Below are 23,838 nucleotides of genomic sequence, written 5' to 3'. Positions count from 1 at the left end.
TTTTTAGGCCCGCCTTCAGGAGCGGAGGGCTGACTAGAATACTGCACCATTCCCTTTGTAATCATATTATAACATATGGTTTAAAAATATACTATTAAAAGTTAGTGGTCACGCTTACTGAAATAGTCAACAAGCGCTGTCAGATAAGATGCGTCGGCATTTGCTCCAGAAAGTTCTTTTTTTGCTCTGTTCACATAATACTCTTTCTTTTCGACAGCTCCATCAACACCCAATAATTTAACATACGTATTTTTTTCATTGACCTCATCACTGCCAATCGGCTTACCGATTTTTTCAGCATCTCCGGTAACATCCAATATATCATCTTGAACTTGAAAAATGAGGCCGAGAAAATGAGCAAATTTATCCAAATGAGCGATTTGTTCACGTGTTGCACCTCCCAGATATGCTCCTGAGCGGATTGCAAACCGGAATAACTCTCCTGTTTTGAGCGTGTGAATTGTTTCCAGTTCTTCCAGAGTCACCGCTTTTCTTTCCGCTTCCATATCAAGAATCTGACCGGCTACCATACCTTTTGGACCGCTTGCCTCCGCAAGTAGCCTCGTAAGTTGAGCTTTTTGTTCGTCTGTTAAATGGGAGTCACGTGCAATCAGTTCAAAGCTGAAGGTCAATAGTGCATCGCCAGCTAAGATAGCAGTAGCTTCATCAAATTTAATATGATTTGTCGGGAGTCCTCGGCGTACATTATCATCATCCATTGCCGGTAAATCATCATGTATCAGTGAATACGTATGAATAAGCTCCAATGCGACAGCCAATGAAAGCACTTTACTATCATCATTGCTGTAAGCGTGAAAGCTTGCCATTAAAAGAATTGGCCTTAACCGCTTTCCGCCCGCCTCTGCAGAATAAATCATCGAATCCTTCAGTTGATCAGGTATATCAAGCTGTTGCAAATGATGTGTAAGTGCCTGCTGAATCTTTTCCCTATTTATATTGATGAAGCTATTAAGTTTCTGCTGCACAATCATTCTTCCTCCTGTACTTCAAACGTCTCAAGTTGTCCCTGTTCGTTCATGATTTTAGTCATCTGCTCTTGCACATTGTGTAACTTATCACCGCACATTTTGGAAAGCTTCATTCCTTCCTGGTAATATGAAATAGCTTTTTCCAGAGGTACATCTCCTTTTTCAAGCTTTTCCACAATTGTTTCCAGCTCAAGCATGGCCTCTTCAAATGAGAGATTATTCTTGTTTTCCATTGTCCTCCTCCTTAATATCCAAGACACGACAATTTAGTGTACCATCCGCCAATTTGACGGAAATTTGCTCTGACTCATCCACTGCTTTAACGGATTTCACCAGATCACCTGATGCAGAATATGTTATGGCATAACCGCGTTTCATTGTTTCAAGCGGATTAAGCAAAGCCAGCTTTTCAAGTGCTTTTTGCAATCTGTCCGAATGTTGCTCCAAGTGGCTTGAAATCAAATAAGTGATCTGTTTATCCAACTGTTTTAGTTCTTTGTCTGCACGCTCAATGTGTTGTCTGGGGTGTAAAGCCATAAGCCTTGAGTACAAATTTGACAATGACTCATACTTCCATTTAAATTCATGCTGGTATGCTTTCCCAAGCCGCTCCACGTATTTATCCAATTCTTGTTCTTTCTGTGCCATTAATTGTTCGGGATAACGGAAGGCATATGAGCGTTTCATGCGGTTTAAATTTTGTATTGAACCTGTTATCTGATCCGTGAGTACCCTCGTCAGTGAACGCTTCATGCTGTTAATTTTATCTGCAAGTTCCAACCGGGATGGCACAGCGATTTCTGCCGCACCTGTAGGCGTGGGCGCTCGGACATCCGCTACAAAATCACTGATGGTTATATCTGTTTCATGACCAACTGCAGAAATAACAGGAATATAAGAATGAAAAATGGCATTCGCCACTATCTCCTCATTGAATCCCCAGAGTTCTTCTATAGACCCACCGCCTCTTCCAATGATTAATAGATCGCAATCGGTCTCTTTATTTGCTCTGTTAATGGCATCAACAATTGAATCGGGAGCATTTTCCCCTTGAACAAGTGTAGGGATGATTATCGTCTGTGCAATAGGATATCTCCGTTTGATAGTCGTAATAATGTCACGAACCGCAGCTCCAGTGGGGGATGTAAGGACACCAATTTTTCCAGGAAATCTTGGCAGGTTCTTTTTATGATCGTCATTGAAAAAGCCTTGTTTATGAAGTTTTTCTTTTAACTGTTCAAATGCTAAATATAGCGAACCAAGTCCATCTGGTTCCATTTGCTGAATATATAATTGATATTGGCCGAATTGCTCGAATACTCCGATATCCCCGCGAATCAGTACATTCATGCCATTCTCCGGTCTGAATTTTAATCTGCGGTTATTGCCTGCAAACATAACAGCCTGAATCCGGGCGTGATCATCTTTGATTGTTAAATACATATGTCCTCGGCTGTGATGTTTAAAATTCGATATTTCGCCTTTTAGCCAAATGTTTTTTAAATGGTTATCTGCTGAAAGCTTACGTTTTATATACTTAGTCAGCGCTGTTACGGTTAAATATTTATCTTCCAACTCCTGACAGTCCTTTAGCAGCTTTAATCGTATTTTGTAGCAGCATCGTAATCGTCATTGGCCCCACGCCTTTTGGGACTGGTGTTATGTACGACGCTTTTTCGGATACGGATTGAAAATCTACATCCCCAGTCAACTTACCGTCATCCTTACGGTTAATCCCTACATCAATTATGGCCGAACCTTCCTTGATATGTTCTGAACGTATTACGTTTGGTTTCCCCATTGCCACAATCAGAATATCGGCGCTTTTAGTGAAGGCCGTCATGTCTTTTGTTCTCGAATGGCAGTATGTAACCGTTGCATGTTCATTCAGCAGCAATTGCCCCACAGGCTTGCCGACTATGTTGCTTCGTCCGATGATGACTGCATGTTTGCCCTCTATTTGAATGCCATAAGATTGCAGCATGGTTAAAATACCAAGTGGGGTGCATGGTAAAAACGTATCATTGCCCGTCAACATTTTTCCGATACTGCTCGGATGAAACCCGTCAACATCCTTATCAGGACTTATCGCTTCGATAATATGCTGCTCATTTATATGTTCCGGAAGCGGCAGCTGAACAAGGATACCATGTACATGATCATCGTTATTGAGTATATCGATTTTATCGAGAAGTTCCTGCTCGGAAGCAGACAATGGCATTTCAATAATATCGGAGGAGATCCCTGTCTCGGCTGACGCTTTCTTTTTTCCATTTACATAGGATTTTGAAGCGGGGTCATCTCCAAGGATAATAACAGTCAAATGGGGTATGATTCCCTTTTCTTTTAATTGTGTCACTTCCTCCGCCATTTCCTCTCGCAATTTATGTGCAAGCTCTTTTCCCTTAATCACCTGTGCTGTCATAAGTTCTATCCCCTCTCTTTAAATCAGATATTATCTGTTTATGCAGCTATTTTTGATAAAACGCCATTTACGAATTTCCCGGCTTTCTCATCACCGTATACGTTGGCAAGCTCGACCGCTTCATCAATCGCCACGTTTTGCGGTATGTCTTCCCGGAAATTGATCTCAAAGACAGCGATGCGCAAGATTGTTCTTTCCACGGAGGCAACGCGATCCATTGACCACTTTTCCAGATGTTCCGTTATCGTTTGATCGATAATATCTTTTTGGGCGGATACCCCTTCGACAAGATCTTTTAAATAATCATCACTCTCCAATGTCTCAGGATGATCGTTCATAGCCTGTTCAGGCGGCTTGTCATTTATATCCAATTGAAATAATATTTGCATTGCTTTTTCTCTTGCCGCGTGCCTGTTCATCGCGCATAACTCCTTTGGCTTGTATCTCACACAAATCATAACACGATTTTAAACCGAAAACTAGAACAACCTGAGATGATTAGAAAAACTCGGCATTCGCCTCGCCTTATAGCGAATGCCGAAGCTTTCTTATAAGGTCATCCATCATTTATACTTTCTGACGTTATAAATTAAGGCCAAAAGAGCTTACCCTTTTGACCTTGCTTTTTTATTCATTATCTTCAATGTCTTCCATCTGAATTCCAACAACGTGAACATTGATTTCATCAATCTCCAGTGCGGTCATGTTTTTTAGCGTCTGACGGATATTTTCCTGAAGCTGTTGCGCTACTTTAGGGATCGAAACGCCAAAGTTCAAAACAACAAATAAGTCTATAAGGATGCCATTTTCGGACAGATCGACCTTCACACCTTTACCATGTGATTTTTTACCAAATCGTTCAACAACACCAGTCGCAAAATTACCCCGCATTGACGAGACGCCTTCCACTTCAGATGCTGCAATGCCAGTAACGACTTCAATGACTTCCGGGGCAATCTCGACTTTCCCTAATTCCGAACCATCACTTACATTTAGCAAAGGCTGTTCACTCATCTCAATCATCCTTTTCTGTAATCGGATTTTCCTCAAGGAATTTCGTATTAAAATCACCATTCACAAAAACAGCATGATCCATTATCTGACGGTGAAATGGGATCGTTGTATCAACACCTTCAACAACAAATTCATCAAGTGCACGTTTCATTCTGTTAATGGCTTCTTTTCTCGTTTTTCCATACGCAATTAATTTCGCAACCATTGAATCGTAAAAAGGCGGTATGCTGTAGCCCGGGTAGGCACCCGAATCAACCCGCACTCCCAATCCGCCCGGAGGCAGATACAATTCAATTTTACCTGGTGATGGTATGAAATTTTTAAATGGGCTCTCGGCATTAATGCGGCATTCCATAGCCCATCCCTCAAATTCGATATCTTCCTGGCACAAGGAGAGTCTTTCATTATTGGCAACATTGATTTGTTCCTTTATCAAGTCAACACCGGTCACCATTTCAGTGACAGGATGCTCCACTTGGATACGTGTATTCATTTCCATAAAATAAAACATGTGGTTTCTTCGGTCGAAGATAAACTCGATTGTTCCAGCACCAACATAATCAACGGCTTTAGCAGCTTTTACAGCAGCTTTGCCCATCTCCTCCCGTATATCCGGTGTTATAGCAGGCGAAGGTGACTCTTCAATTAATTTCTGAAGACGCCGTTGAATAGTACAATCTCTCTCACCAAGATGAATGACATTTCCGTGCTGATCGCCCAGGATTTGAATTTCGACATGACGAAAATCTTCAATAAATTTTTCCAGATAAACACCTGGATTACCAAACGATTTTTCAGCCTCCTCCTGAGTCACGCGTATACCCTTGATAAGGTCTTCTTTAGTCTTGGCAACACGTATGCCTTTTCCGCCGCCACCGGCAGTTGCTTTAATTATAAGCGGATAGCCTATTTCCTCTGCAATCTGAATGGCTTCGTCCTCACTTTCGATGACTCCTTCAGATCCCGGTACAATCGGTACATCCGCTGCTTTCATTGTTTCTCTTGCAACGTCTTTGATGCCCATCTTTTGAATTGCCGCAGCAGGAGGACCGACAAATGTGATGTTACATGCATTGCAAATCTCTGCAAAATCAGCATTTTCAGCTAGGAACCCATATCCGGGATGAATAGCATCTACATCGGTCTGAGTTGCAAGACTCATGATGTTTGTAAAGTTCAAGTAACTGTCTTTACTAAGTGCAGGTCCGATACAATAAGCTTCATCAGCCAGCTGAACATGTAATGCATCTTTATCTGCTTCAGAGTAAACAGCAACCGTTGCAATATCCATTTCTTTACAGGCTCGTATGATGCGAACCGCTATTTCTCCTCTGTTTGCAATCAGCAGTTTTTTAATCACCCGCGACATCCCCCTATACTGTTTTTACTCTGAATAATGGCTGGCCGTATTCCACCAATTCGCCATCTTCAACCAATAGTTCCGTGATTTCTCCAGAAGTTTCAGCTTCAATTTCATTAAACAATTTCATAGCTTCCACGATACCAACAACTGTATTTTCTTCAATCTTTGACCCCTTTTTCACATATGTATCACTTTCAGGAGTCGGTTTAGCATAGAATGTGCCCACCATTGGCGACACAATTGCCTTGTCTCCCTCTGCAGCTTTTGCAGAAGACGGTTCAACTTGTGGTGTGTCGTTTTCACTTTGGTCAGTATGAAGCCCTGGATCAGCTGTTTTAACCGGGGCTGCAGACTCCCTGGGGGTTGTTGCTGTTTCTGTGCTCACAGCAGTTGCTGAATTGTTAACTGATTTTTTCATGGAAACAGTTGTACCGTCCGTTTCATAGGTGAATTCATCAATGGTGGATTGATCAACCAGGTTAATCAGTTCACGTATTTCCTGTATATTTAACATTTTGGCACTCCTTCATTTGAAAATTGATAACAGAAACGAATAACGCCTTTAAACATTTTACGATAAATTTAATCCAAACTTCAACCCGGACCTTTGAAGAGTCATTTATGGAATATGTTTTAAGCACCTTTAATTATATCAATCTTCTCAAATCGATGCGAGTTTAATGGAAAGAAAACAAAAAACCGGGTGTTTTACAACCCGGTTTTATTCTGCAAGCTTTACTATCCTTTAACAGGCTCATAATCAACATCAACCGTTATCTCACCAAACTCATCGCGGACCATTTGCATGATGTTAGCTGCCTCAGATTTGCTGAATTGCTCGTTTTCCTTGACGTGAACAATTACTTTATCATCTTCATGTCTGACAAGAACATCACTGTAGTCAGCTGCAGCCATAATGGATTTTTCCAAAACCGTTTCTTTTCTGGCAATTTCATCAAGTTGATTCATTTCATTTCTGGCATCATTTTTCTCCTCAACACTTGCGGTACTGGAGGCAACGACATCATCCAACCGATCTTTAGTCTCACTGCGTTCATTTTGAATTTCCATTCGAATCGTCGTAAATAATTGATCATCACTTACATTGGACATATCATCCACATCAGCATTTGTCTCGCCTTCTTCTGTCTTGCCCTCTTTGGCATCCGAAGACGCAGTTTCTTCTTGATTATTATCGTCCTGGTTGATATAAGCGAGGTCACCACCATTCCCGGATGAGGTCATGTAATAGACACTCAGTACAATCATTAAACTTAACATTGTTAAAAGCCATACCGTTTGTTTTTTTAACATGTTGATTTCCTCCTAATTTTTTGGCATTACTGAAACTCTGTGCACCGGAACATCAAGTACGCGTGAAATCGCTTCTATTGCTCGCTTTTCAACCGTTGCATGATCGACTCCTTTCGCAACAACAAAGACACCCCTGACATCTGGCTTTTGTGTACGGATAAGCAGTGGGACCTCTTTATCCCCTTGATTTACCAGTACAACCTTTGTTTCTTTTTGGCTGTCTTCAATGTCTCTAGTTCCCCCATTTGTATCAGACTCCTCAGTTACCTGCTGACTAGTTATCAAATTTTTTTCATATACTTTTACTTTAGTTGAATCAAGATTGACCATCACCTCTGCTTCGGAAACACCTTCTATCTTGTTCAGCATCTTTTTAAGATCCTCTTCATAGCTTCCTTCTATTTCTGTTACATCTGATGTTTTGGATGATTTGCCGGAGAATGTTTCATCTGTTTTCTGATCTTTTGCCTTCTCTGAGGGATCATATTTTATCGACGGGTCGTCGCCGTCGTCATTGGATGAAAATACATTGCCTATAATAAGCAGCAATAATCCGATAAGCCCTATGACAATAATGTATCCGGCTTTTTTGGAAATCTTATCCGATGAATCTGACTGCCGAAATATTTTATTAAATAGATTTTTCAAGATGACCCTCCCTCCCCTAGCAGGATAATTTTCTCTTTGTCTACATCCCATACATTGTGCAGCAGCTGTTTAATCCCTTCTACATTGAAGTCTGATTCATCCTTTAGCGGTTCATCTGTGTTAATGACTACATCGTCAACAGCATCGACTCCCCCCTCCCCTGATTCGGATTCTCTTAAAGTGACCTTGACTTCACCCAAATTTTGATTCAGATTGTCGTATGTAAGTTCAGTCTTCGAGGTAAATTGAAATTCGATGTCCGCTATTTCTTTTCTGTACTTCTCCTGCAAGGGATTATTTGCTACATCTTTTAATTGGACAGCCATTTGTTCTAAAATATATGCATGTTGAGAGGATTGTATTTCACTTTTTTTCTTTTCCATTAAATTTTCTGCTTCATTGTTCTTAATCCGATCCTGCTCCAACTCTGCAAAAGAAGCCTTCAGTTCCTGCCTTACATCTAAATCAAACAAATAAAAAACCGGTTTTAAAAAAATGAGTATCAGGATCAGCCCCATTGCCAATTTGACATATTTTTTCATGGAATTTGCCGGTATAAGCAAGTCGATAACAGATGCCAGCAATAAAAATATAATGATTTGGGTAACCCAATTAATCAATGAATCCATTGTCCCCCTCCTAACGCAGGAGAATCGTAATATTACTGGCAGCCACTAAAATGACAATCGCCAAGAAAAACATTAATGTCACAGCCAATAAACAAGCCAGGATTAATACGATATACTTGCTGATTATATCAAGCGTTGAAATGACAGGCCCATCACCTATTGGCTGCAAAATGGCTGCCGAAAGTTTATAAATAAGGGAAATGGCAAATATTTTAAGCGCTGGAAACAAGGCAATTAATACAATAATCATGACACCTACAATCCCCACAGCATTTTTCAATAAAAGTGATGCGCTTAAAATAGTGTCGGTTGCATCAGTAAATGTCCTCCCAACAACCGGTATAAAATTACCGGTAATGAATTTGGTAGTTTTCATCGCTACCCCATCCTGTATGGCACTTGATGTCCCCTTAACTGACATAACACCAAGAAATATTGTTAAAAAAACGCCTAAAGTCCCGATCCCGACTTGTTTGAATAAACCCGCCAGTTTTGACACGCTATAATTTTCATTCAAATTGCTGACAATCAGTAAAAGTGCGGATAAAAATAACAAAGGTAAAATAAACCTTGAAACAAGCACACCACTTGAATTAATCAAGAATAAGACTATTGGGTCAAAAAAGGAGACTGTCATGACGTTCCCCAATGTGGCCATGATCCCTAACATAAGTGGCAACAAAGCAATCATAAAGCTGCTCATCATATCAATGGCATCATTGGCGTAGGATACCGCCAGATAAAAGCTGTTTAAAACCAAATAAATCAAGACAATATAAACAACATAATAGGCGATTTTACTGACCGCACTCTTTTCAAAGGCGGTATGCATGGTCTGTAAAACCGTCGAAAACAGTGTCAGCATTAAAAGTGTACCTAATAGTTTCCCGTTCAGAATCAGTTCATGGAACAAATATTCAATGAGGCCCCATAATGTATTTTCGATGGAAAATGAACCGTCCGATTTAATAAATTCATATATGCTTGTCTTCTCAAGCTCGGGGACATAACCCTCATACTTATTTACAAGTGTTTTCCAATATGATTGGATTCCATCTAGTGAAATGTCATTCAGCAGCTGATTCTCAATATCATCCGCTTTCTGTTCTTCGTGATTTTCCGCGGCTGACACCGGCATTTCTATCATAAGGAGTAACAGCAAAAGTAAAGATGCTATGGAGATGATTCGCTTATTGTTTGTCACGCAGCCACTACCCCTTTCTTAAACTGCGGATACGAAACTTAAAATAGCTTCGATCACGGCAGTAATAATCGGAACAGCCAGCAAAAGAATGAATATCTTACCAGACAGTTCGATCTTGGCTGCCACTGAGCTTAGCCCAGCGTCCTTCGTGATGTTTGCCCCAAGTTCAGCAATATAAGCAATTCCGATGATTTTTAAAATCGTTTCCATATACATACCATCAACGTTTGCTTTATTGCCGAGTGATTCTATCATTTTAAAGATAGTACCTATTTGCTGCATAATAGCCAAAAAGATCAGGATAGCGGTTAATAGAACTAAGAAAAACGCAAACGATGTATTGATTTCTTTCAAAATGATGTAAAGAATACTGGCAATGATTCCAATCACAACGATTTGTATGATATCCATCTATGTCTACCCCTGGAAAAGGAATACCGATTTTATCTGCTGAAATAAATCAGAAAGACCATTAACAACGATGACCAGAACAATAATAAAACCGACCAACGTTGCGAATTGAGCGATTTCTTCTTTCCCCATTTGCTTAAGTATCGTATGAATAAGAGCAACAATAATTCCGATGCCTGCAATTTGAAATAAGATGGATGCATCAATTGCCATGGAAGTACCCCTTTCACCTTTAAATGAGCAGCAATACAATGAACAGACCACATAGGAGCCCCAGGCTTTTCGCCATTTTACTGTATTTGTATTGGTTATCCCGGGCGTCATCGAGTTCACGGTCCAAATGCTTAATCGTTAGATGGATATGTTTTTGCTGCTGGTTAAAATCATGCTGACCGAGTGTTCTGCCAAACTGCTTTAAAATTTCTGCTTCATTTGTATCAAATGCTGATGATGTCATTAACTCCTCCAAATACCAGTTCCAAACTTGAGACAGGTTATTGTTATGATAGGCCAAAGAATCCTTTACGTGCTTAAAAAATGAACCGATCGGGTCCGGAACCTGTTTTGCAATCGTTGCAAACGCATCCGGTAAAGGTAGTTGACTATACAATATTTCTGCTTCCAAAATCTGCAAGGCATTTTTCATGTGCCGAATATGTTTTGGTCGCTCGTTCAATCTCTTACTGATATCAAAGCCTGCCAGTGTTGTTGTGCCTATGAAAAGAAGCGCGCCAATCCACTGCATTTGTTACGCACCTCGATTTCTGCAAAAGATTTTCTTCATATTCATTGTAAATCCGATGAATATTGCCTGGCTTGTCCCGTCTGTTTAATAAAACAAACCGTTGAAAAACCTGCTGGTCAAAAAGTGGACGTAAAGACGGCCGTTTCTTTAAAGCTTCAAGCGAGCTGCTGTGAATGGTACAGATGATAGCCACTCCTGCATTGACGGCTTCCATTAAAGCTTGTACATCGGATTCGCTTCCAATTTCATCAACCACCAGTACTTCAGGTGACATAGATCTAATCATCATCATCATGCCCTCGTCTTTAGGACAGGCATCCATCACATCGGTCCTCGCCCCTAAATCGTGTTGGGGCATGCCTTTATTTGAACCGCCTATTTCCGATCGTTCATCCACAATCCCGACTTTATGGGCAGAAACCTTACCCCAACCTGTGCCAATCAAACGGGCCAAGTCACGAATCAATGTCGTTTTACCCGTTTGCGGTGGACCGATAATGAGTGTATTGACATATTGTTCAAGGTACACATATGGGACGAGCGGCATAGCTGCACCAATGGTTTGTTTTGCAATACGAATATTAAAAAACGTAATATGCTGAATAGCTTTCACATGACCATGTAATGTATTTACTTTTCCGGACAAACCAACACGATGTCCGCCTTCGATAGTGACATATCCTTCTCTCAATTCATCTTCCATCCGATACAATGAATACTCACTAAGTTGATTCAGTAAAAATATGCCATCGTTCTTGCTGGGTTTAATATGTTCAATCCATTCGGTATGACTATCAAAAACAAATTCAATCGGCTGTTGCAGCCTAAAACGGATTTCCTGTACAGTATTCCAGCGGGTGTGGAGTTTATTATTTATGATTCGCCTTATTTTTTCCGGAAATAAACGCAATATCTCTTCCATTTCAATGTCCTCACTTTACAATAGCTTGTTAATCAATATATGTTTATAAATACAATTTATGACCGGATCATCGGGAAAAAGCATTAAAAAAAGCGACCCTAAGTGCAGGATCGCTTATCCATTCAATGATGTAACTATGCTCTTGATACATATTTACCTTCTGTCGTACTAATTACTAACGCATCTCCCTGATTAATAAAAAGTGGCACTTGAACAACATATCCGGTTTCCAGTGTCGCCGGTTTTGTTCCACCGCTTGCCGTGTCCCCTTTCACTCCAGGTTCTGTTTCAGTAACAGTCAACTCAACATTTTTTGGCAGCTCAACACCAATCACTTCACCTTCATATGTGACAACAGAGACTTCCATATTCGCGTGCATGAAATTTAATTCATTTTCGATTTGACTTGTCTGGAGTTCCAGCTGTTCATACGTGTTTGTATCCATAAATGCATGACTGTCGCCTGATGCGTATAAATACTGCATCTTTCTATTTTCTATATGTGCCCGATTCACTTTTTCACCGGCCCGGAAAGTTTTTTCCTGGATATTGCCGCTTCGCAGATTCCGTAATTTAGACCGAACAAAAGCAGCACCTTTTCCCGGTTTAACATGCTGAAAATCAATGACTTGCCATATATCATTATCAACTTCGATTGTAAGACCAGTCTTAAAATCATTTACCGAAACCATTATAAATAGCCTCCTTAATTAGAGTTGGATTAGAGCTTTCTCCGCGCACGTTAACCGTTCACTGCCCGCCTCTGTGATGACTATATCATCTTCAATACGGCAGCCTCCAACATTTGGGATGTAGATACCCGGCTCAACAGTTACAACCATCCCCGGTTCCATTTCTTTATCTGAGCGAAATGACAAAGCTGGTCCCTCATGAACTTCCATGCCGAGGCCGTGGCCTGTTGAATGGCCAAAATATCCCTCATAACCCCGCTCTTTTATATAGTCGCGTGTTAAAGCATCAGCTTCTTTACCGGTTATACCCGGCTTAAGTCCATCAACTCCTCGTATTTGGGCTTCCAGGACTGTGTCATAGATGTCTCTAAGCTCATCATTAATCTCTCCTACCGCAACTGTTCGGGTTGTATCAGAGCAGTAGCCGTTAAACAGTGCGCCATAATCCATGGTCACCAGTTCACCTGATTTGATTTCTTTGTCAGAAGCGACACCATGCGGAAGCGCAGCGCGGTAACCTGAAGCAACAATGATATCAAAGCTCGAGGAGGTTGCTCCCTGTTTACGCATGAAAAATTCAAGTTCATTTGATATATCCACTTCCTTAACTCCCGGTTTAATATATCCCTGTATATGCTCAAATGCATCATCAGCTATCCTGGCAGCCTGTTTTAAAATCCCAAGCTCATTTTCTGACTTTATCAGACGAAGTTCTTCTATAAACCCGCTGACAGGCACCAACTCCGCCTCAAATGTTTTATTATACTGTTCGTAGGTCGAAAATGTGACATGCTCTTTTTCAAATCCAACACGTTTGACATCCATTTGTTTCAACTGCTTCTTTATTTCCTGATGAATTAATTCTTTATGTTCCACCACTTTGAATTCACTTATCTGATCGTTGGCCTGTTCTATGTAACGGAAATCAGTAATGAAACGTGCGTCGTACAAGCTAACAACGGCTATACCTGCTGTTCCGGTGAATCCTGTCATATACCTTCGATTGACTGGACTGGTGATTAATATCGCATCTAAGTTATTTTCTTGTAATTTCCTGCGAAGTTTACTTAAATTCCCCATAAGATCATCCTTTCTATTTATTAGCAATTTGGCTTGTCACAAGACCTATTAAGAATCGGCCAAGCCCGATACAAGAAAGGCAAGTGCTGCAAGCCGGTAGCTGTCCATGCCAAAACCGACAATCTGTCCATAACAAACTGCGGCCAGCATGGACTGCTGGCGGAAAGTTTCACGTTTATGTACGTTTGAGATATGCACCTCTATAACCGGAATGTCAATCGCAGCTATCGCATCTCTTAATGCAACGCTTGTGTGGGTGTAGGCAGCAGGATTAAAAATAATACCGGTGTACGACTTCTCATTTGCCTGATGCAGGTAATCAATCAGTTCCCCTTCATGATTCGATTGACAGCAGTCGAGTTCCCCTCCGTGCTTTTCAACCAATTTGGTCATTCTTTCCTCAATCGTCTGTAAAGTGAATTCACCATAAATTTCTTTTTCCCTTTTTCCCAATAAGTTAATATTCGGACCATTCATAAGCAAAAGTCGGCTCATTTTGTGATTCATTCCTTTACCAAGTCGTAATAGTTATGGACTGTTCCAGTTTATCACAAACTAAAACGATTGAGTAATCAAAAGAAATGATCATTTATTCCTTTCTTCTTCGGATCTTAGTTTATGCAGTGTATCTGTATAATCATAAGATATGGAATATCCGATGAACGTACCGTATAATATATACAAACAGATTGTCGAAACAATCGTATTTGCATTCAAATCTCCCAAAGAGGGGATATTCGGAAAGATCGGCTGAATGACATAAAACACAATAAACCACAAAGCAGCTCCATATGCGATACCCATCCAGAGTGAATTGACCTTTTTAAATAATATAAAGTAAATGAACGCTGTCAGTAGGGATATAACACCAATCATCAAGATAGACAAAACTGTACCCAACCATCCGTCAACCCAGCTTGCCGTGAGCCAGGAACGAAGAAGATAACTCTTCGGGGACACCTCGGAAAAGTTAAAGTAGTATAACACCACGCCAAAAAACCCTCCCAATAATCCTCCGACAAACCCCGTCAGCAGTGAGCGGGATAAGACACTGATTGGCTCTTCCTGTTTATTCTGTTCCAAACGCTGATCCGAATTTCCCATTCCAAAACACCTCCATTTGTATTATTGCCTAATATCGTAAAATCAATTATGCGATTTCGCGGTCAATTAACTGGTTTTACAATGGATTTTCTAGTAAAATGAGAAGTATAAAATACCTTGGTAAATGATGCATATTTTAGACAGAGACGGAAAGAATAATGAGTAACATAAAAATTTTAAAAAAGATGATGAAAATAGCAGTAATCGTGGTATAGGTATAATAGGCAGTATTAAAAGCGTGAAAGGGGGATATCCGAATGGGCAATAATAAAGGTGCTTTGCTGGTTTATGCGGTTATAGGGTTGGCCCTTATCGGTGTTGTCACTCAATTGTTTACCAACACAGCTTCTTTTCTGACCAGTATATTTACAATGCTCGGTTTCGGTATTGCCATTTTTGCCATCATGTACTTCGTTTTTTTCAAGAAGCGAACACCATCAAATGATGCCAAAAAATATAAACAGGCGGTTAAACAATCAAAAGCCAAATACAGCAGCCAGCAAACTAAACCAAAAACTCCTTCTAAACGTCCGCAGCCGTTTTCATTTAAAAAGAAATCGAATAAGCGCCCGTCCCATTTGCGGGTTATTGACGGGAATAAATCAAAAAGAAAAAACCGGGCCAACTTTTAAACTAGTCCGGTTTTTATTTTGGCCAATATTTAAGAAATGCCTCCGCCCGCTCCTCTCCGATACGGATCAGCTGCTCCCTGGTGGTCGGATTCAATTCAAAATCTGTGGTGTCCACATGATCCACCGGGATAAAAATAATATTATTTTTTTCTGTTGTAGAAACATAACGAGCATCATGCGCATTAAGCATCGTAGAAAACACCGCTTGGAACATTTCTATTGCATTCTTGATATCATCCGGTTTTTCCTGTTCCGGATTTCCGCTTAATTTCATTCCGACAACAGGCCGTTTGCTTCGATTGTTGTCATCCTTGAAAACCCACAACGGAAAATTGCTTAATAAGCCGCCGTCCACTATAAGACTTTCCCTGTTCGTTTCGCTGAAGATTTTTTTTGGCATAAAAAAGAAGGGGAAGCCCGCGCTCATACGCACTGCTTTTGCAACTGGAAAGTCATCCGGATTAAGACCGTAGATCCTGTCCAGATCATCCGGAATGACAACAAGTTTACCAAGCGATATATCACTGACAACCATTTTTAAATAACCGCTTTTAAGATCATAAAAAGTATGTATGTTTTTTCTTGCTAATTGTTTGTGAACCCATTTCTCGAGTTTATTGCCTTTATACAAACCAAGCTGATAATAAAGATTCGCCCATTTGGAAAATGGGATAAACGTCGTCCACTTAGGAGGATCCATTAGTTTTTTGGTGTCAAGTTCCTGTATCAATTCATCAATCTCACTAAATTGATATCCCGATGCAACGAATGCCGCAATGATAGCACCGGCAGATGAACCAGCTACCCTCACAATTGAATGGTCATGGTCGTATACTTGCTTTAATGCCCCAAGAAATGCATATGCCTTAACACCGCCGCCTGAAAATACACCATCAATTTTCATATGTCTTCTCCCCATTGCACTTTTTTTGCTGCCGGCCACCCTTTTATATATATAAGAGCACATATGGGGAAATAGAACACAAGATTGTTCGGTTACTCTGCACTTGATTCAACGATACTTCGCAGGTCCTCAATTCGTTTAGCGTCGGCTTTGAAATACTGCACCAGATCGCCAATCCTGTCAATGGAATTCCAGCTAAGATGATGTTCAATTCCTTCCACATCTTCATAAATCTTGTCACTGTCAACACCAATAACCTCAAGAAAATTCTCCAGCAATTCATGCCGGTAAACAAGCCGTTCCCCTAGCTTTTCACCTTTTGATGTCAAAATGAAGCCCCGGTATTTCTCATAATTTAGATAGCCGTCTTTATCGAGCTTTTGCACCATTTTCGTGACCGACGATGGATGAACAAGCAAAGCTTCTGCAATGTCGGATACACGGGCATAACCTTTTGATTCCATTAAATTATGAATTTGTTCAATATAGTCTTCCATACTTGGGGTAGGCATCAAATCACTCATTTCATTGGAATAATTTTTTAGCTAGCGCAAAACTGTTTCTTAATATAGCATACAGGATATCGTTCAATGAGACAAGCTTTTGGGCATTAGAAAAACTCGGCGTTCGCCTCGTCTTATAGCGAATGCCGAAGCTTTTCTTATAAGGTCATCCATTATTTATACTTTCTGACGTTATTAGAAAGAGGAATCGGTCTGGTGACCGGTTCCTCTTTGAAGTTTATTTTACAATCCGCATTTCAACTGAGCACCGCAGCTGGTGCATGTATTGCATCCGCCTATATCTTCAATATTGCCGTTTCGGCAAACAGGACATGTATCTCCAACTTCCGAACCGATAGAAACATTCGTTTTGTCCAATTCCTGAACAGTATCCATCAAAACGACTTTCGGTTTATCTTCCTCAAAAAGCTCAGTCTGTTCGCTGAAGGCATTCTCTTCCGTCTTCAACGTTAAAACCTGCGTGTCACGGCTACCGTCAACATAAACCGTTCCGCCTTTTGCTCCGCCATTATATAGTCTGCGATAGACACTCTCTACCTGATCAACAGTATATCCTTTAGGAGCATTAACTGTTTTCGAGATGGAACTGTCCACCCAGCTCTGAATGACACACTGAGTGTCTGCGTGTTCTTCGGGTGACAAACTCATAGCTGATATGAACCAGTCCGGAAGATTTTCCGGGTCCTGTTCGGGATGTCTATCCAGATATTCCTGAACGATCTTCGCATTAACTTCGATGAATTTCCCTAACCGTCCGCTTCTGAAATAGGAGAAAGAGAAATATGGCTCTAACCCAGTGCTGACACCGGCCATCGTACCTGTTGATCCGGTCGGTGCAACCGTCAGAAGATGAGAGTTTCGGATACCATACTCAAGAATATTTTCTTTTATATCCGAGGGCATCTTCTGCATATAACCGGTGCTTATAAATGCTTCCCGCAGTCTTTTTGTTTCTTCATCAGACGCTCCAACCAAAAACGGGAAACTTCCCTTTTCTTTTGCCAGTTTAATCGATTCCCGATATGCAGTGAGTGCGATTGTTTCAAAAATCATATCGGCAAGGGCATTACCTTCTTTTGAGCCATACTTTGTCTCACAGTAAATCAATAAGTCGTGAAGCCCCATAACACCCAATCCGACACGACGTTCACCCAGTGCCTGTTTTTTATTTTCTTCAAGGAAATACGGCGTCGCATCAATAACATTATCCTGCATCCTCACACCTGTTCTGACCGTCTGTTTAAGCTTTTCATAATCGACTTTTTTCGTCTGTTTGTCAGCCATCTGCGCAAGATTAACAGCTGCAAGATTACAGACAGAATAAGGTGCAAGTGGTTGTTCACCACACGGGTTTGTCGCAACGACCTGGTCGCCATAAGCTTGCGCATTTGTCATTTCGTTGGCATTATCAATGAAGAAAATGCCTGGTTCTGCCGAATACGTCGCACAAATGTTTATCAGGTTCCACAATTCTTTTGCCTTTATTCTCCGATAAACGCGAATATTATAACCCATTTCTTTCCATTTACGGACATCCCCTACTTCATGCCACTGCGCATTGTATGCCTTCATTTCTTCTTCTGAGTAATTCTCGACATCAGGAAAACATAACTCATACTCCTCATCATTTTTTACTGCTTCCATGAAATCTTTGGTAATGCAAACTGAAATATTTGCGCCGGTTAAGAACTCGGGATTATGCACATCATACGTTCCGCCGGTAGCCAATTTTTGTTCCGCTTCACGAATGGCAGCCTGTGTGAACCCGCCTTGTCCCGGCATTGATCGGTAATTGACAATCCCCTGATAAAGATCGGATTCAGTCTCCGTCAATGGTGTGAATCGCAGTTTTTCTTGGGCAAGGTTTTTTATTTGTTCATCTTCTGTGTTTTCAATCAAATACCGTAAGATTCTCGGATTCTGCATTTTTGAAATGATAAATTCAATAATATCCGGATGGGAATCCACTAACATAATCATTTGGGCCAATGTGTTACGCTGATTCGCTACATCAACTCTCCAGATCACTCCGGAGTTCAGACCATATCTTACACATTGTCTAAACATGTGCCCCCGCGCTTCGAAATCACTTGATTTCTACTCTACTCGCTTACGTATTTACGTGCTTTCGATGGCCGTTGAACCTTCTTCCATACGAAGCTTGGCTGCTGATTGTCTTTGTCCACTCGTTGTTTTTTAGCATTCACGCTTACCGTTTCCGGTTGCGTTGTAGCCAACAAGTCATAAAAGAGTTCCCAGCAATTCACGGGGTTTTTTATAGACGAGGCACTTCTATTTACCACGTCTTGATCCGCCTTGTTCCACGAGGTGTGTCAATTTAGCGATATCATCAAGCCAGGAAACTGATCCGGATGATTTTCCATTCACACCTCTTGCCAATGCATTACGCGGCCTGAGTGTCGAACCGTTCGTTCCGACACCTCCTCCCCGCGACATAATCTCCATCACCTGTTTTCGGTGATCTGAAATACCTTCGCGTGAGTCTTTAATATATGGCATGACATAGCAGTTGAAATAAGTCACATCTGTGTCTGCGCCTGCTCCGTATAAAACGCGACCTGCAGGAATAAAGTTCATACTACTTAGTTCTTCGTTGAATTTTTGATACCATTCATTCTGTTTCTCTGTTGTTAACTCAACATTTGTCAATCCTGTAGCATTTCGCTTGGCTATCTGCTCATAATAAACTTCCAACGGCTTGTCTATCACGCTTAGTGAGCGTCTTACAATACCTGTAGAAGCTTCCTCTTCATCATCCAGAACCGAAACAAAATCTGACCCAACTTGAATCATTGCTTCCTGATTATTCCAATCAACAGACTTAACAAAGCCAAGTCCGCGAGCAGGAAATTTAGGATCAGCCTTTACGGTCAACACAACAAAATCCCCTGCTTTTAATGTCGTCTTTGCGGTATCTTTAAATGCATACCGATCAAGCATAACGAGCCTCGATACACCTTCATGCGTTAATGTCATATCATCTGTAATCGGATGTACTTGAGGAAATAGTTTTATATCTTCATTCAATGCCTGTACATCTATTCCAAGCCGATTTTCAACAGCAGTCGACATTTTCGGATTCACTCCCTTTCTTAAATGTGCTATTATAAACATACCACATTCCAGATCAACAAAACAATATATAGTGTATAAATTTTAAAACAATACAATATATGGTGGAAATGAGCAAATAATCAACCATTTGTCAATCAAAGGAATAACCAAATATATCAAGAAATAAAAAGGAAAATCAAGATATTTGTCATAAATACAGTATTTTTAAGTATTTTTAATGTTTATGCAGTTACTTAAATCCTTTCAAATCGATGAAAATTTCTTTGAAAAAAATACTGATACACCATATAATAGACAATGGAAGAATTAGATTGACGGGGGATTCATCATGGAATTTTTAATCATAATTGCTGTAGCCCTTTTGGCAGTAGGTCTATTCCGTTATTTCAGACAAAAAAACTCTTTGAAAACATTAACGGAAGACCAATTTCGTCAAGGTTACCGTAAAGCACAACTGATCGATGTCCGTGAACCAAATGAGTTTGATAAAGGCCATATCCTTGGTGCACGCAATATACCATTGACACAAATGAAACAGCGGTTGATTGAACTGAGAAAAGACAAGCCAGTCTATCTATACTGCCAAGGCAGCTCAAGGTCAGCAAGGGCTGCTCAACTGCTCCACAAAAAGGGTTATGAGGATATTAACCAGCTAAAAGGCGGTTTTAAAAAATGGACCGGGAAAGTAAAATCTAAATAACTCAAACTGCTTAAGTAACTGAAAAAGAATAGGATAACGGTAAATAGTTCACTTTTCATGAAGAAAATTGAATATATCAGAATGATTTTCCTATGCAATAGCCATGCTCTTAGACTGTTATTAACAGGTTAATTAACAGGACAATTATGTATTAAAAACATTTCTTCTAAGAGCTTTTTGGCATGAAAATTAAGCAGCTCAGTTAATATGTTACTGAGCTGCTTCTTTTTTTAAATTATATTTAACAATCGCGCCCGTTCGTATTGCCTTATCCCTGATTAGAACCCGAAGGAATTATTTCTTATCTCAGATAAGCGCTCTATTCTGGGAGATAACTTTCTCTTTTTTTGCTATAAATTTCATAAGCAAAGTATCCAAATAATAACCCTATTCCAGACCCCCAACTCATTGTAGTTAGAAAGGAGATTGGGAAAAATATGCTAAGAATTACAGCAACAACACAACCAACCATCATTCCAAGTGGTATTAAACTATCTAATAAATTTTGAGCACTTTTGGTTTTTTTCTTACTCAGAGTGCCTTTCTTATATTTACGTTTCATTCTTACAACTACAAATACTGCAATCCCACTTACTATTACTAAAGGTAGTAAAACACGCGCAATTTCCAAAGCTAAGCCCATCTCATAATCCTCCTTTCCCACTTTCAATCGATTTAATTTCTAGACTACTGTAATACCTTAGCCACAAAACACTTTTGATTTTATAAACATTATGTTGATACAATTAAATCACCGGAAAACAATCGTCTTATTATCCTGTACAATAACGCGGTCCTCCAAATGCCATTTCACCGCACGGGCAAGCACACGCCTTTCTACTTTCTGGCCGATTTTTTTCATATCGGTCACATCATCTCTGTGATCTACTCTTTCGATATCCTGCTCAATAATTGGTCCTTCATCCAGTTCATTGGTGACGAAATGGGAGGTTGCACCGATCAATTTGACACCGCGGTCGTATGCTCGCTCATATGGTCTCGCACCAACAAATGCCGGCAGGAACGAATGGTGAATATTAATAATGCGATCTTGAAAACACTCAACGAAACTCGGCGTCAATATTTGCATATATCGTGCCAGAACAAGCAGGTCGACATCGTATTCTTCCATAAGCCGGATTTGCTTTTCTTCCGCCCGTTGCCTGATGTCCTTGTTTGCTGGAATGTAGTGAAATGGGATACCTATTGATTCAACAACTCCGCGGGCAGTTTCATGGTTGCTGATGACACAGGCGATATCTGTTTCCAAATCTCCGTTCTGCCATTCCCAGAGCAATTCCATAAGACAATGTGGATCTTTTGACACGAAAATCGCCGTTCGTTTGATTTCGCTATGATAAGAAAAACGGTAATCCATGGAAAATTCGTTAGCTAACTTGGCAAAACCAGCCTCCAAATTTGTACGTTTTTCCATAAGATTCATACAACAAAATTCAATACGCATAAAAAATGTTCCATAATCCGGGTTACTTGTGTATTGACTTGATTCTATGATATTTGCACCGTAATCTAGCAAAAATGTTGAAATGGCAGATACAATTCCGGGACCATCCGGGCATTGGACGAGTAGCGTGCAATGGTCGTCTTTTGTGGTTGTTGTCATTTCTATTTCTCCCTCTTTGTAAAATTACGAAATGAAATTGTTGTAATTATACATAATCGTACCTCAGAAGTCCAGATAATCTTTCCATCTAAGCCTAACACCAACCAGGGTCACATCAGTTATTCCGATTTCATCGGCATGTCCATCCACATGTAAGTATCCATTGAAATCTGCTAAAAAGCGCCGTGAATGTATACAAGTATAGGTTTGTTGGTAATCATGCCAAAAATAATGGATGAACCTTCCCGCCACATGTGGAATTCTTTATTTATTTATTTATTTATTCGATCAGCGCGCTCTTTAGCGGAAGATTCCTAGCCAATTATATATTGGAAAATCACCATTACAACCGCAAGTGCAGGTCCTACAATTAGGAACCCAATTAATAATGATTGTATAACATCATAAAGTAGTGATGACAACTTTTTGTCGTTATTCTGTTTATTAAATTCTTGCAAAGATTGGTTAATATTTTTCAGCTCGTTTAGTATTTGTTTTTCTGTATCATTTTCCATTATAAATCCCCCTATAAGAGCGTGTTCAAAAAGCGCCTATTTTTCTTCAAAATAAAAATGCACCTTTAGCGAAATATGGTAAAATGGAAGTAAGCGAACAACCAAAAATACCAATTTGCGAGGTGCATTTTCATGGAATTACAATTGGAACTAATTCCTTTTCATTATTATAACACACTTGGCTTTGATCCGGAACTAATAGATTACATCAATCATGTAGATGATTCTATTGTGCTAGAAAAAGTAAAGCCGCTTTGTAAGGATGGTGGGCGTCCTTATGCTGATCCCAGGACATATTTCAGGATGCACTATCTATACTTTACCCAGCCAGAAATAAATGGACCACATATCGAATAATGGATACCACAGTCGCTGAGCAACTTACTCCCCCTAACACTATCTTGTCTTTTAAACGCTATTAAATTATTTACTTATCCTCTTTGTTATCAAATATAATTTCCAATACAGCCAGCAGCAAAGCAACAATGATCTCAGTTTTTAAGGAAAGTGTAATACTATTCATAAACTCGTCCACTGTAAACAGGACTAACCAAATCGATATCCCCTCGATAATGATTCGGATAAAAGATACTTTTCCTTTTCCTGTTATATTGCGGACGGATAGCTTGAAAATTGCTTTTGAAAACAATTCTATAATAATGCCTAAAATAAAAACACTGACAACAAAAACAACTAATGACCACACAGATTTATATTGAATGGAGAGCAGTTCAAAAATCCCTTCTATACCAAAAAAGTAAATCCCCAAAACAAAACCGGCTACCAGAATAATGAGGAGCGTCATTCCGACTATTGTTGCTGTTTTTTCTTTTTTATTCATACCAGTATGATTATGATTATTTAGAAAACCGTTCCTCGCCAATAGCGGCGCTAATTCTTATTAAAGATAAGTGCCTTTTCTGGAATAAAATGAAATCACGAATTAACATTTAGTATGATAAATACAAGATAATCATAACGATTAAGCTGATAATAGTGTAAAGAACAGACCCATAGAACACAACACCAACATCTACTTTCAACTCGTTATTTTCTTTCTGGATTTTCCATCCGGACTCGCTTGCTTCCAACGTTGCTCCTTTAGATAAAGCGCCCCCACTACTATTAAAAAAGAAGAATATAACCGATAAGGCCAGACCAATGAAAAAACTCCATTTATAAATGCTACTCTAAGAATGTACAGAAATGATTGTTTAAAAATGTACAGTTTGGATGATTAACTGCATAATATTCCTGAGGTGATATTGTGCACATCCAAGTGAGTGTAAATACAGATATAGAG

The 23,838-nt window shown here is 39.9% G+C and carries 31 protein-coding genes and 1 pseudogene; 3 read left to right on the top strand and 29 right to left on the bottom strand.

Going from position 1 to position 23,838, the window contains the following annotated elements; genetic code table 11:
• Nucleotides 1-101: 101 nt before the first annotated feature.
• The 20 genes from IEW67_RS13305 to IEW67_RS13210 all read right to left on the bottom strand — a co-directional run bounded on the left by IEW67_RS13305 (nt 102) and on the right by IEW67_RS13210 (nt 14,540).
• A complete protein-coding gene (locus IEW67_RS13305) occupies nt 102-992 on the bottom strand; it encodes a polyprenyl synthetase family protein (protein WP_188633568.1) in 891 nt (296 codons plus the stop codon).
• The gene (locus IEW67_RS13300) at nt 989-1,222 is read right to left on the bottom strand and encodes an exodeoxyribonuclease VII small subunit (protein ID WP_188633567.1); all 234 of its coding nucleotides are present in this window, start codon (nt 1,220-1,222) and stop codon (nt 989-991) included. The genes IEW67_RS13305 and IEW67_RS13300 overlap by 4 nt, the downstream gene beginning before the upstream one ends.
• Nucleotides 1,206-2,564 (bottom strand): exodeoxyribonuclease VII large subunit, encoded by a 1,359-nt coding sequence (gene xseA, locus IEW67_RS13295; RefSeq protein WP_188633566.1) that lies wholly within the window; start codon nt 2,562-2,564, stop codon nt 1,206-1,208. The genes IEW67_RS13300 and xseA overlap by 17 nt, the downstream gene beginning before the upstream one ends.
• Nucleotides 2,554-3,414 (bottom strand): bifunctional methylenetetrahydrofolate dehydrogenase/methenyltetrahydrofolate cyclohydrolase FolD, encoded by an 861-nt coding sequence (gene folD / locus IEW67_RS13290; protein ID WP_188633565.1) that lies wholly within the window; start codon nt 3,412-3,414, stop codon nt 2,554-2,556. The genes xseA and folD overlap by 11 nt, the downstream gene beginning before the upstream one ends.
• Before the next feature lie 38 nt (nt 3,415-3,452).
• Nucleotides 3,453-3,833 carry a transcription antitermination factor NusB gene (gene nusB, locus IEW67_RS13285; protein ID WP_188633564.1) on the bottom strand — a complete coding sequence of 127 codons (381 nt, stop codon included), beginning with the start codon at nt 3,831-3,833 and terminating at the stop codon, nt 3,453-3,455.
• A gap of 208 nt (nt 3,834-4,041) precedes the next feature.
• Nucleotides 4,042-4,428, bottom strand: a complete 387-nt coding sequence (locus IEW67_RS13280; RefSeq protein ID WP_188633563.1) for an Asp23/Gls24 family envelope stress response protein — start codon at nt 4,426-4,428, stop codon at nt 4,042-4,044.
• A 1-nt stretch (nt 4,429) separates the two neighbouring features.
• A complete protein-coding gene (gene accC / locus IEW67_RS13275; protein WP_188633562.1) occupies nt 4,430-5,788 on the bottom strand; it encodes an acetyl-CoA carboxylase biotin carboxylase subunit in 1,359 nt (452 codons plus the stop codon).
• A 13-nt stretch (nt 5,789-5,801) separates the two neighbouring features.
• The gene (gene accB / locus IEW67_RS13270; protein ID WP_188633561.1) at nt 5,802-6,305 is read right to left on the bottom strand and encodes an acetyl-CoA carboxylase biotin carboxyl carrier protein; all 504 of its coding nucleotides are present in this window, start codon (nt 6,303-6,305) and stop codon (nt 5,802-5,804) included.
• A gap of 224 nt (nt 6,306-6,529) precedes the next feature.
• Entirely contained in the window at nt 6,530-7,105 is a 576-nt protein-coding gene (locus IEW67_RS13265; RefSeq protein ID WP_188633560.1) for a SpoIIIAH-like family protein, read from the bottom strand.
• Nucleotides 7,106-7,117: 12 nt separating this feature from the next.
• Nucleotides 7,118-7,753, bottom strand: coding sequence for a stage III sporulation protein AG (gene spoIIIAG, locus IEW67_RS13260; protein ID WP_188633559.1), 636 nt, complete (start codon nt 7,751-7,753; stop codon nt 7,118-7,120).
• On the bottom strand, nt 7,750-8,382 hold the full coding sequence (spoIIIAF, locus tag IEW67_RS13255; RefSeq protein ID WP_188633558.1) for a stage III sporulation protein AF: 633 nt from the start codon (nt 8,380-8,382) through the stop codon (nt 7,750-7,752). The genes spoIIIAG and spoIIIAF overlap by 4 nt, the downstream gene beginning before the upstream one ends.
• A gap of 10 nt (nt 8,383-8,392) precedes the next feature.
• Nucleotides 8,393-9,586, bottom strand: coding sequence for a stage III sporulation protein AE (gene spoIIIAE, locus IEW67_RS13250; RefSeq protein ID WP_268238674.1), 1,194 nt, complete (start codon nt 9,584-9,586; stop codon nt 8,393-8,395).
• Nucleotides 9,587-9,604: 18 nt separating this feature from the next.
• A complete protein-coding gene (gene spoIIIAD, locus IEW67_RS13245; RefSeq protein WP_188633557.1) occupies nt 9,605-9,997 on the bottom strand; it encodes a stage III sporulation protein AD in 393 nt (130 codons plus the stop codon).
• A 6-nt stretch (nt 9,998-10,003) separates the two neighbouring features.
• Nucleotides 10,004-10,210 carry a stage III sporulation protein AC gene (spoIIIAC, locus tag IEW67_RS13240; protein WP_010530955.1) on the bottom strand — a complete coding sequence of 69 codons (207 nt, stop codon included), beginning with the start codon at nt 10,208-10,210 and terminating at the stop codon, nt 10,004-10,006.
• Between the two features lie 19 nt (nt 10,211-10,229).
• Complete coding sequence (gene spoIIIAB / locus IEW67_RS13235) at nt 10,230-10,742, bottom strand: stage III sporulation protein SpoIIIAB (RefSeq protein ID WP_188633556.1); 513 nt, start codon at nt 10,740-10,742, stop codon at nt 10,230-10,232.
• On the bottom strand, nt 10,687-11,664 hold the full coding sequence (gene spoIIIAA / locus IEW67_RS13230) for a stage III sporulation protein AA (RefSeq protein ID WP_188633555.1): 978 nt from the start codon (nt 11,662-11,664) through the stop codon (nt 10,687-10,689). Before spoIIIAA ends, spoIIIAB begins: the two co-directional genes overlap by 56 nt.
• Before the next feature lie 134 nt (nt 11,665-11,798).
• Nucleotides 11,799-12,356, bottom strand: a complete 558-nt coding sequence (gene efp, locus IEW67_RS13225) for an elongation factor P (RefSeq protein WP_188633554.1) — start codon at nt 12,354-12,356, stop codon at nt 11,799-11,801.
• Nucleotides 12,357-12,374: 18 nt separating this feature from the next.
• Nucleotides 12,375-13,436, bottom strand: a complete 1,062-nt coding sequence (locus IEW67_RS13220) for a M24 family metallopeptidase (RefSeq protein WP_188633553.1) — start codon at nt 13,434-13,436, stop codon at nt 12,375-12,377.
• Between the two features lie 48 nt (nt 13,437-13,484).
• Nucleotides 13,485-13,931, bottom strand: a complete 447-nt coding sequence (gene aroQ, locus IEW67_RS13215) for a type II 3-dehydroquinate dehydratase (RefSeq protein WP_188633552.1) — start codon at nt 13,929-13,931, stop codon at nt 13,485-13,487.
• A gap of 90 nt (nt 13,932-14,021) precedes the next feature.
• Nucleotides 14,022-14,540, bottom strand: coding sequence for a YqhR family membrane protein (locus tag IEW67_RS13210; RefSeq protein WP_188633551.1), 519 nt, complete (start codon nt 14,538-14,540; stop codon nt 14,022-14,024).
• 257 nt (nt 14,541-14,797) lie between these two features.
• On the opposite strand from IEW67_RS13210, the gene IEW67_RS13205 reads away from it, so the two are divergent.
• On the top strand, nt 14,798-15,172 hold the full coding sequence (locus tag IEW67_RS13205; RefSeq protein WP_188633550.1) for an SA1362 family protein: 375 nt from the start codon (nt 14,798-14,800) through the stop codon (nt 15,170-15,172).
• A gap of 13 nt (nt 15,173-15,185) precedes the next feature.
• On the opposite strand, the gene IEW67_RS13200 is transcribed toward IEW67_RS13205, so the two are convergent.
• From IEW67_RS13200 to IEW67_RS13185, 4 genes and pseudogenes are all read right to left on the bottom strand, one after another.
• Nucleotides 15,186-16,076 (bottom strand): patatin-like phospholipase family protein, encoded by an 891-nt coding sequence (locus IEW67_RS13200; RefSeq protein ID WP_188633549.1) that lies wholly within the window; start codon nt 16,074-16,076, stop codon nt 15,186-15,188.
• 92 nt (nt 16,077-16,168) lie between these two features.
• The gene (gene mntR, locus IEW67_RS13195) at nt 16,169-16,588 is read right to left on the bottom strand and encodes a transcriptional regulator MntR (protein WP_188633548.1); all 420 of its coding nucleotides are present in this window, start codon (nt 16,586-16,588) and stop codon (nt 16,169-16,171) included.
• Nucleotides 16,589-16,822: 234 nt separating this feature from the next.
• A complete protein-coding gene (locus IEW67_RS13190) occupies nt 16,823-18,667 on the bottom strand; it encodes a vitamin B12-dependent ribonucleotide reductase (RefSeq protein ID WP_373288543.1) in 1,845 nt (614 codons plus the stop codon).
• A 231-nt stretch (nt 18,668-18,898) separates the two neighbouring features.
• Nucleotides 18,899-19,693 (bottom strand): annotated as a pseudogene (locus IEW67_RS13185) (ribonucleotide reductase barrel domain-containing protein); the annotation flags it as partial.
• A gap of 331 nt (nt 19,694-20,024) precedes the next feature.
• Between IEW67_RS13185 and IEW67_RS13180 the strand changes: the two are divergent.
• On the top strand, nt 20,025-20,396 hold the full coding sequence (locus IEW67_RS13180; protein ID WP_188633546.1) for a rhodanese-like domain-containing protein: 372 nt from the start codon (nt 20,025-20,027) through the stop codon (nt 20,394-20,396).
• Nucleotides 20,397-20,715: 319 nt separating this feature from the next.
• On the opposite strand, the gene IEW67_RS13175 is transcribed toward IEW67_RS13180, so the two are convergent.
• The 3 genes from IEW67_RS13175 to IEW67_RS13165 all read right to left on the bottom strand — a co-directional run bounded on the left by IEW67_RS13175 (nt 20,716) and on the right by IEW67_RS13165 (nt 22,535).
• On the bottom strand, nt 20,716-21,039 hold the full coding sequence (locus IEW67_RS13175; protein WP_188633545.1) for a hypothetical protein: 324 nt from the start codon (nt 21,037-21,039) through the stop codon (nt 20,716-20,718).
• Between the two features lie 108 nt (nt 21,040-21,147).
• Nucleotides 21,148-22,020 (bottom strand): formyltetrahydrofolate deformylase, encoded by an 873-nt coding sequence (gene purU, locus IEW67_RS13170; RefSeq protein WP_188633544.1) that lies wholly within the window; start codon nt 22,018-22,020, stop codon nt 21,148-21,150.
• 314 nt (nt 22,021-22,334) lie between these two features.
• Nucleotides 22,335-22,535, bottom strand: a complete 201-nt coding sequence (locus IEW67_RS13165) for a hypothetical protein (RefSeq protein WP_188633543.1) — start codon at nt 22,533-22,535, stop codon at nt 22,335-22,337.
• A gap of 132 nt (nt 22,536-22,667) precedes the next feature.
• On the opposite strand from IEW67_RS13165, the gene IEW67_RS13160 reads away from it, so the two are divergent.
• The gene (locus IEW67_RS13160) at nt 22,668-22,892 is read left to right on the top strand and encodes a hypothetical protein (RefSeq protein ID WP_188633542.1); all 225 of its coding nucleotides are present in this window, start codon (nt 22,668-22,670) and stop codon (nt 22,890-22,892) included.
• 70 nt (nt 22,893-22,962) lie between these two features.
• Here the strand turns inward: IEW67_RS13160 and IEW67_RS13155 are convergent, their stop codons facing one another.
• A complete protein-coding gene (locus IEW67_RS13155; protein WP_188633541.1) occupies nt 22,963-23,376 on the bottom strand; it encodes a YrvL family regulatory protein in 414 nt (137 codons plus the stop codon).
• 109 nt (nt 23,377-23,485) lie between these two features.
• Nucleotides 23,486-23,626: a hypothetical protein gene (locus tag IEW67_RS13150; RefSeq protein WP_188633540.1), complete on the bottom strand. Its 141-nt coding sequence runs from the start codon at nt 23,624-23,626 to the stop codon at nt 23,486-23,488.
• Between the last annotated feature and the right edge of the window lie 212 nt (nt 23,627-23,838).

The sequence above is a fragment of the Lentibacillus kapialis genome (assembly GCF_014646635.1).
GTDB classification, from domain to species: domain Bacteria; phylum Bacillota; class Bacilli; order Bacillales; family Amphibacillaceae; genus Lentibacillus; species Lentibacillus kapialis.
The sequence above is the reverse complement of the archived record's forward strand: the minus strand, read 5'-3'. Positions and strand labels throughout refer to the sequence as shown.

Excerpts from the sequence above, each read along its gene's own strand:
- IEW67_RS13305 (WP_188633568.1), bottom strand. The coding sequence starts at position 992 with ATGATTGTGCAGCAGAAACTTAATAGCTTCATCAATATAAATAGGGAA.
- IEW67_RS13300 (WP_188633567.1), bottom strand. The coding sequence starts at position 1,222 with ATGGAAAACAAGAATAATCTCTCATTTGAAGAGGCCATGCTTGAGCTG.
- folD (WP_188633565.1), bottom strand. The coding sequence starts at position 3,414 with ATGACAGCACAGGTGATTAAGGGAAAAGAGCTTGCACATAAATTGCGA.
- nusB (WP_188633564.1), bottom strand. The coding sequence starts at position 3,833 with ATGAACAGGCACGCGGCAAGAGAAAAAGCAATGCAAATATTATTTCAA.
- IEW67_RS13280 (WP_188633563.1), bottom strand. The coding sequence starts at position 4,428 with ATGAGTGAACAGCCTTTGCTAAATGTAAGTGATGGTTCGGAATTAGGG.
- accB (WP_188633561.1), bottom strand. The coding sequence starts at position 6,305 with ATGTTAAATATACAGGAAATACGTGAACTGATTAACCTGGTTGATCAA.
- IEW67_RS13265 (WP_188633560.1), bottom strand. The coding sequence starts at position 7,105 with ATGTTAAAAAAACAAACGGTATGGCTTTTAACAATGTTAAGTTTAATG.
- spoIIIAF (WP_188633558.1), bottom strand. The coding sequence starts at position 8,382 with ATGGATTCATTGATTAATTGGGTTACCCAAATCATTATATTTTTATTG.
- spoIIIAD (WP_188633557.1), bottom strand. The coding sequence starts at position 9,997 with ATGGATATCATACAAATCGTTGTGATTGGAATCATTGCCAGTATTCTT.
- spoIIIAC (WP_010530955.1), bottom strand. The coding sequence starts at position 10,210 with ATGGCAATTGATGCATCCATCTTATTTCAAATTGCAGGCATCGGAATT.
- spoIIIAB (WP_188633556.1), bottom strand. The coding sequence starts at position 10,742 with ATGCAGTGGATTGGCGCGCTTCTTTTCATAGGCACAACAACACTGGCA.
- spoIIIAA (WP_188633555.1), bottom strand. The coding sequence starts at position 11,664 with ATGGAAGAGATATTGCGTTTATTTCCGGAAAAAATAAGGCGAATCATA.
- efp (WP_188633554.1), bottom strand. The coding sequence starts at position 12,356 with ATGGTTTCGGTAAATGATTTTAAGACTGGTCTTACAATCGAAGTTGAT.
- IEW67_RS13220 (WP_188633553.1), bottom strand. The coding sequence starts at position 13,436 with ATGGGGAATTTAAGTAAACTTCGCAGGAAATTACAAGAAAATAACTTA.
- aroQ (WP_188633552.1), bottom strand. The coding sequence starts at position 13,931 with ATGAGCCGACTTTTGCTTATGAATGGTCCGAATATTAACTTATTGGGA.
- IEW67_RS13210 (WP_188633551.1), bottom strand. The coding sequence starts at position 14,540 with ATGGGAAATTCGGATCAGCGTTTGGAACAGAATAAACAGGAAGAGCCA.
- IEW67_RS13205 (WP_188633550.1), top strand. The coding sequence starts at position 14,798 with ATGGGCAATAATAAAGGTGCTTTGCTGGTTTATGCGGTTATAGGGTTG.
- IEW67_RS13200 (WP_188633549.1), bottom strand. The coding sequence starts at position 16,076 with ATGAAAATTGATGGTGTATTTTCAGGCGGCGGTGTTAAGGCATATGCA.
- mntR (WP_188633548.1), bottom strand. The coding sequence starts at position 16,588 with ATGCCTACCCCAAGTATGGAAGACTATATTGAACAAATTCATAATTTA.
- IEW67_RS13190 (WP_373288543.1), bottom strand. The coding sequence starts at position 18,667 with ATGTTTAGACAATGTGTAAGATATGGTCTGAACTCCGGAGTGATCTGG.
- IEW67_RS13180 (WP_188633546.1), top strand. The coding sequence starts at position 20,025 with ATGGAATTTTTAATCATAATTGCTGTAGCCCTTTTGGCAGTAGGTCTA.
- IEW67_RS13175 (WP_188633545.1), bottom strand. The coding sequence starts at position 21,039 with ATGGGCTTAGCTTTGGAAATTGCGCGTGTTTTACTACCTTTAGTAATA.
- purU (WP_188633544.1), bottom strand. The coding sequence starts at position 22,020 with ATGACAACAACCACAAAAGACGACCATTGCACGCTACTCGTCCAATGC.
- IEW67_RS13165 (WP_188633543.1), bottom strand. The coding sequence starts at position 22,535 with ATGGAAAATGATACAGAAAAACAAATACTAAACGAGCTGAAAAATATT.
- IEW67_RS13160 (WP_188633542.1), top strand. The coding sequence starts at position 22,668 with ATGGAATTACAATTGGAACTAATTCCTTTTCATTATTATAACACACTT.
- IEW67_RS13155 (WP_188633541.1), bottom strand. The coding sequence starts at position 23,376 with ATGAATAAAAAAGAAAAAACAGCAACAATAGTCGGAATGACGCTCCTC.